This window comes from Phormidium pseudopriestleyi FRX01, from assembly GCF_017313335.1.
Classification (GTDB): domain Bacteria; phylum Cyanobacteriota; class Cyanobacteriia; order Cyanobacteriales; family Laspinemataceae; genus Laspinema; species Laspinema pseudopriestleyi.
Map to the genome: position 1 here is coordinate 1 of NZ_JAFLQW010000446.1, position 5,940 is coordinate 5,940.

Sequence of the window (5,940 nt, forward strand, 5' to 3'; positions counted from 1 at the left end):
GCAAACTAAACGTAAAGGGAAAGTTCAAACTAGATTTGAGCGGACTTATTAGAGGCACAATGAGCAGCGCCCATTAGAATTAGGCTTTGGTCTAAGGCTATGCAAGAATCCCCGTGTCTTTAGACATCGGGAGTGTCAAAAGTCTCAGACTGCTTCAAAACGAGGGATACTCGGTCTGAGGCCAGGTCAATAAAACCCCCAAATAACCTCCCCAAATGGGGATTTTATTTTTTATCCGGACCCAGAGAGAATTTTCCCAAAATTTTGAGGGCAAAACTAGACAGGAATACCCCGATAACGTTAGAATTTGGCCCGGTACGTCTAAATCGAAATTCACTTTCGCGTTTGATATAAAGGGTCAACGGTTATCGGTTTGAGTCAACTTTTTTGTTAAAGGTTCAAACCCAGTTGACTACCCCTCAAGAGAAGTGGACAAAACGCACCCACCTCCTCTGGTTCCAAGCTATTGGAATGGGGGAATGTTAAACCAGTCCAGTTGGCTTACAGTCGATCACCACACCGTTTATCGTGCGGGAGACGTCAATCAAAAATGAACCCGATATTAAATTTACTCTCATTACTCGGAATCGTGGGTCTATGCTTTATTGCATGGCTGGGTTCCGAAGATCGTCGCATTATTCCCTGGAAAGTCATCTTTTGGGGAATTGGCCTACAAATGGTTGTGGGATTAATCGTGTTTTTGTTGGGCAGCAATCTCGTGGAAGGACTGAGTAGCTTCCTCAATGTGGTCCTGGATGCCTCGGAAGCTGGGGCGAAATTCCTATTTGGGGGACCGGCTTCGATGTTGGTGGCAGAGCCCAATTTTGCGGCAGGTCCAGGGCCAGCGGGTCGCTGGATTGCCCGAACTGTGGGTAATCCCTTCGTGGCGGTGGCGGGCGATCGCCTCAGTACGGATAACCTCAATCCCGGTTTTGCTTACGTTCTAGCCTTTCGCGCCTTGCCACAAGTTATTTTCTTCTCGGGATTGGTCAGTCTACTGTATCGTCTGAATATTATTCAGCCCGTGGTGAAGTGGTTTGCGGTTATTTTCCAGAAAACCATGAGAATCAGTGGTGCTGAAGCGATGGCAGGGGCGGCTAATATTTTTGTGGGAATTGAATCGGCGATCGCCATCAAACCCTTTTTATTAGACATGACCCGCAGCGAACTTTGCGCGATTTTGACCAGCTGCTTTGGCTCGATCGCCTCTTCAGTCTTGGCCCTCTATGCCGGTTTATTGCGCCCGACTTTTCCCTCCATTGCCGGTCACTTGGTCTCCGCTTCGATTATGACCATTCCCGCTTGTTTCGTGATTTCTAAACTGTTAATCCCCGAAACTGGCGAACCGAAAACTCTCGGTCACATTCCCGAAGACAAAGAATCTGACTCCTCTAAACGTCCCAACCCAATGGATAGTTTAATTGGCGGGGCCTTGGATGGGGTGAAAATGGTCGTGGGAATTGCTGCCGCGATTATTGCCATTCTGGGAATGGTTGCCCTGATTAATGCGGTCTTTAATGGGATCTCAACTCTCGTGCTTGGAGCCTCTCCAACGGATGACTCTTCTTTGGTGACCCAGTTCTTTGCTAATCCTCTAGCCAATCTCCTGGGAATGTTATTCTTACCTCTAACCTTTTTAACTGGGGTGTCCCTAGATTGGCAGGAATTGTGGACCTGTTCCCTCTTGATTGGCCGACGGCTGTTTGAGACGAATATTCCACCCTATCAAGCCCTTGGGGTGTTCGCCCAGTCTGGGGAACTGAGCACTCGCGCCCTCTTAGTTGTCAGCTATGTGCTCTGTGGGTTTACCCATTTTGCCTCCTACGGCATTTTTGTCGGAGGGTTATCCGGGTTAATCCCTGAACGTCGCAATGAAGTGGCCTCCTTGGGCTTTAAAGCGCTTTGGGCCGGTACTTTAGCCACCTTAATGACTGGCTGTATAGCGGGGTTATTTGATATCGGTAACGCCGCTGTCTTAGGCCGCTAGGACGTGGGTACAGTATTCAATCAAGGGGACAAGACTCCGGGTTTCATTGCCGTTGCTTTGTGACTGATGAGCTCATATTGGCTTGCATAAACCCGGTTTCTAACCAATCCTGTACCGACGCCCTCGGCGATCGCCTATTTCCTGGATCAATCACTCCCAGTATGAAAACGAGGAAGCTGAAAATGAAACGAAACCGGCTTTGGCTGCTCGGTTTGGGACTGCTAACTGCCCTGACTTTAATGATGGCTGACCATCATGGGGTTCACCTGCACCCCCAGATGGGTCTCTCGAATTTGCAGTTAAATGCTCGCGCAGCAGAGGCTCCTCCTCGGGTGATTCAAGTCGCTCAAAGAGGCTCTCAAACCACCCAATCTCCCCCATCTCCCCAATCTTCCCCCTCTCCCCAATCTTCCCCCTCTCCCACCACTGCCCCGAGTCTCTCTGCGGAAGAACTAGAAGCCAGTCCCGTGCGGTTGAGCGAAGAACCCTATCAGGACCCCGGGGGACGGTTTAGGGTGGGAGTGTTGGCGGAATATTTAGCGGCTGAAAATGAAGAGGAAACGGCGGCAAGAGGACCTCTGCAACCCTATAAAATTGGCACTTCAGCGGGGATTCCGTTAATCGAATCTCCTGATGGAAATTTAGCCTATACGGTGATTGTTCAACCTCTGGCGACGGCCCGCACCTTGAGTAATGAGGAGTTGGCAGAAATTGCCATTGAGGAATTTAAGCGGGGGGAAGGATTTAGTCCCGATGAGTTTAGACCGATCGCCTCGGGTGAGGTGCTGGTACCTTGGACTGGGATTTTCAATAATAAGACGCCGATGCAGGGGACAATTTTGGTCCGTCAGCGCGATCGCTTTGTCTATTTGTTGCTCATTTCAGCAACGGACTTGGCTGCATCTAAGCTCGAACCGGCGATCGCCTTATTATTCGAGACCCTCGAACCCCTCTAATTTCCCTACCCTGAACCAACTGTTAGCAAAACAATGGGGCGCACACTGTGCGCCCTTTTTAATCAATCACCCGGGATGAAGTAATTGCAGTAATTGTAGGGTGGGCACTGCCCACCTACAATAAGGTGGGCAGTGCCCACCCTACAATTACTTATCCCTAATTTTCATCGGAACAACTTTAAGATTTCAGACAGCCAAGTAGATTCAGAATTTTATCTTGATCTTCTAAATTTCCGACAATGCGGCGCACGGGCAAGGGCCACATTTTGACCAGGGTAGGTGTAGCGGAAACTTGAGCCTGTTCTGCCTGTTCTGGATGTTTAGAAACATCAATCACTTTCAAGGTATAGGGATAGCCTAAAGACTCTTCCAAAAGCTGATGCAAGGTCTTGAGGGTTCTCTCCGTTGCTCCTGTATGACCCGAAACAAATAACCGGAGCACATATCCTTGAGTCGGGGTTTGTTCGGACAAAGTAAACCTCAACTTCGGGGATAAATTCGGGGGGTGAACGCGGCCCTCGTCTGCGGTTGACTCTAAGCGGACAATCAGCTCATGATTCTCCCAGAGTTGGGGAAACTGCTGACGATAGGTGGCTAACACCATTGGATGACATAGCTCTTCTGACCAAGGGGCGACTGCCCAGGTCAAGTCATCCATTTCAAAGATAGCATTCAGCAGGGCTTGATAGCGCAGGACTGAAGCAGAGGCGATCGCAGAAGTTTGCACTTGTCCGGTATAGGGATCAAGCCATCGGTCCACCGTGGCAGTATAACAAGGAACCAGGAAATGGGGGGGCTCGATTAGCCCCAGCCATTCTTGCAGGACCGCACATAAATTCAGATGCCACCGATTTTTTTTGCTCGGGTCGATACAGTAAATCAGGTCTCCACCGGGAGTAAACAGAGCAATCCCCTTAAATAAGGGAGGAAGAGAAGAGGATGGGTTTTTCAACAAATCGCGATCGCTAAATGAAAAAAATAGGCGATTGAGAAATTAGGACAAAGAAGGCAACCCAAGAAACTGGAGTTATGAATGCTCCGCGATCGCCCGGTTTGGACCCCAAAACATTCATAACTCAACCCGCAATGATCAACAGTCACACTTGGGGTTTCTAAACGTTTAAATTCGGCCTCGGAGCATTTGAGCCATTTCGTTCGGTGTGGGCGACTGTTCCAAAGCAATCTCTTCAGTGATTCTACCTTCTTGATAAAGTTCATAGAGTGCTCGGTTCATTGTCGTCATCCCTTCATAAGTATCCTTCAGCATGATTTGGTTGATTTCTTCATACTGATCCTTGAGGATGTATTCCCGAATCACATCGGTATTAATCAGAATATCATGGAAAGCCGCCCGTTTTCCATCGGTGGTTTTACACAACAACTGAGCGATAATCGCCACCAGAATTTCTGAAATCGACACTTTAATCGATGACTGCTCTTCTGCCGAGAACATATCTAAAATCCGAGTCAGGGTTTTGACCGCATTGTTCGTGTGCAAGGTTCCCGCGACTAGGTGACCGGTTGACGCTGCTTTCATCGCAATACTCACCGTCTCTTTATCCCGAATTTCTCCCACCAAGATCATATCCGGGTCTTGCCGCAGTGCTCCTTTGAGTGCATTCATAAACTGCAATGTATGCCGCCCAACTTCCCGATGTTTGATGAGGGATTTCTTACTTTCATGAACGAATTCCACCGGATCCTCAATCGTGATCATGTGATAGGCGAAATTCTTATTCATGTAGTCAATCATCGCCGCCATTGTGGTAGACTTACCTGAACCCGTTGGCCCCGTCACCAAAATCAATCCTTTGTGATAGTGACAGACTTTTTTAAACACATCGGGCAAGTTGAGTTGCTCCATTGTCAGGATTTTCGCGGCAATCAGTCGCAATACCATCGCTGGACCCGCCAAAGAGTCAAACGCACTGACCCGCACCCGCACAAACCCAAAGTCAAAGGCCCCGTCAAAGTCTAGACGTTCTTGGAACTGCTGGATTTCTTCATTGCTCATACACTCCCGCAACCAACTCATAAATGTATTGAGATCGGTGACGGGATAGCCTGCCTCAGCAATATCACCACGCTTGCGGAAGCGCGGCAGTTCATTCACCCCCACGTGGATGTCCGAAATCCCCTCTTCATTGGCACGCACTACGAGATCCCGCAAGGTGGGATGTCCTGGACTAGGACCGGGACCTTTGGGGGCTGCTGATGCTGCTGGTGCCGCTGCTGGTGCTGCAGGGGGCCGACCCGGTGGCGGCGGTGGCGGCGGTGGCATCGGGGGAGCTCCAGGAGCACGTGCCGCAGGAGGCCGACCCGGTGGCGGCGGTGGCGGGGGTGGCATCGGTGGGCGCTGAGATTGTGTCATGACTCTATCTCTTTAACGAACAGGGATTAAATTCTAGGGAGTTGGTTTAGTCTATGGTATGGGGGAATCCAGGTGATTAAGCAAGTCTAGCAATCAACGAGTGGATGTATTCTAAGATAGATCTAACTCACCCCTATCTTTGTCAGAGTTTTCCCAAAACTTGACATCTTTTAACAGAATGGGTTAGCTCCGCCTGTTGTTCACCTGCTGATAAAGCGCCCAATGCTAAACGCTCCCCTGAAAATTTTGATTGCCCTGGGAACTCGTCCTGAAGCGATTAAACTGGCCCCGGTGATCCAGGCATTCCGGCGATCGCCCGATTTCACGACCCAAGTTATTTTAACCGGCCAGCATCGTGAGATGGTGGAGCAAGTCATGCATCTGTTCGACTTGCAAGCCGATCGCGACCTGGGGATCATGAAACCTCAGCAAACTCTCACGGATATCACCTGTGGTAGTTTACAGGGACTTGAAGGGTTTTTACAAGAGACAACCCCGAATTTGCTGATCGTCCAAGGGGATACCACCACCGCTTTTGCTGGCGCTTTAGCTGCGTTTTATCAAAAAATTGCGATCGGTCACGTCGAAGCCGGTTTAAGGACCGATGAGCTCTTCAATCCCTATCC

The 5,940-nt window shown here is 49.6% G+C and carries 5 protein-coding genes; 3 read left to right on the top strand and 2 right to left on the bottom strand.

Annotated elements, in window-relative coordinates; translation table 11 throughout:
* Positions 1 to 550 precede the first annotated feature (550 nt).
* On the top strand, positions 551 to 1,987 hold the full coding sequence (locus J0895_RS16735; RefSeq protein WP_207089179.1) for a NupC/NupG family nucleoside CNT transporter: 1,437 nt from the start codon (positions 551 to 553) through the stop codon (positions 1,985 to 1,987).
* Positions 1,988 to 2,169: 182 nt separating this feature from the next.
* Positions 2,170 to 2,943, top strand: a complete 774-nt coding sequence (locus tag J0895_RS16740; protein ID WP_207089180.1) for a hypothetical protein — start codon at positions 2,170 to 2,172, stop codon at positions 2,941 to 2,943.
* 178 nt (positions 2,944 to 3,121) lie between these two features.
* On the opposite strand, the gene J0895_RS16745 is transcribed toward J0895_RS16740, so the two are convergent.
* Together J0895_RS16745 and J0895_RS16750 are read right to left on the bottom strand one after the other, a co-directional pair.
* A complete protein-coding gene (locus tag J0895_RS16745) occupies positions 3,122 to 3,895 on the bottom strand; it encodes a circadian clock KaiB family protein (protein ID WP_207089181.1) in 774 nt (257 codons plus the stop codon).
* Between the two features lie 168 nt (positions 3,896 to 4,063).
* A complete protein-coding gene (locus J0895_RS16750; protein ID WP_207089182.1) occupies positions 4,064 to 5,314 on the bottom strand; it encodes a type IV pilus twitching motility protein PilT in 1,251 nt (416 codons plus the stop codon).
* A 222-nt stretch (positions 5,315 to 5,536) separates the two neighbouring features.
* On the opposite strand from J0895_RS16750, the gene J0895_RS16755 reads away from it, so the two are divergent.
* Positions 5,537 to 5,940, top strand: a 404-nt coding sequence (locus J0895_RS16755) for a UDP-N-acetylglucosamine 2-epimerase (RefSeq protein WP_207089183.1), incomplete at its 3' end; no start/stop codon positions are given.